At 39.4% G+C, this 523-nt stretch carries 1 pseudogene; it reads left to right on the forward strand.

Annotation, left to right across the window (positions count from 1 at the left end):
• Positions 1–232: 232 nt before the first annotated feature.
• A pseudogene (locus Q8W26_RS17855) lies at positions 233–523 on the forward strand (IS110 family transposase); the annotation flags it as partial.

A 523-nucleotide genomic window follows, 5' to 3' on the forward strand; every position in this document is an offset into this window, starting at 1 on the left:
CTTGTATGGATAATAAACCCATCTTATTTACTAAATAAATCTAGTTTCCGGTAAAGTGAGACCCAGGCTTTAGCTGCAACTAAAGCCCTTCTTTGTCGTAGTTCGATTGAGCAAAGGCTCCTCTGTTGAGAGACCGATAACAAGAACGAACGCGACGAAGAACTCCAAGCATTACACTCGAATAGTCTATTGGGTCTCGAACCCGCATTATGCAAGTAAGGGTTAGCTTATTATGAAAGCACAAACAAATCAAAACATTAACATTGGTGTTGATACGGGAAAATATCAACTCGACATTTATATACGCCCATTAGATATCTATTTCACCGTTTCAAACGATGATGTAGGTATTAAAGAGGCAGTTAAAATCATCAAAAAACACAAACCTGAACGTATTGTTATTGAAGCAACAGGACGGCTAGAAATGCCATTTATTATTGCCTGTGCCAATGCCAATTTACCGTTCACAATAGCAAATCCTATTCATGTAAAACGCTTTGCAGGAGCCATTGGGCAGCGCGCT

Source organism: Psychrobium sp. 1_MG-2023, from assembly GCF_030689115.1.
In the GTDB taxonomy this organism is placed as follows: domain Bacteria; phylum Pseudomonadota; class Gammaproteobacteria; order Enterobacterales; family Psychrobiaceae; genus Psychrobium.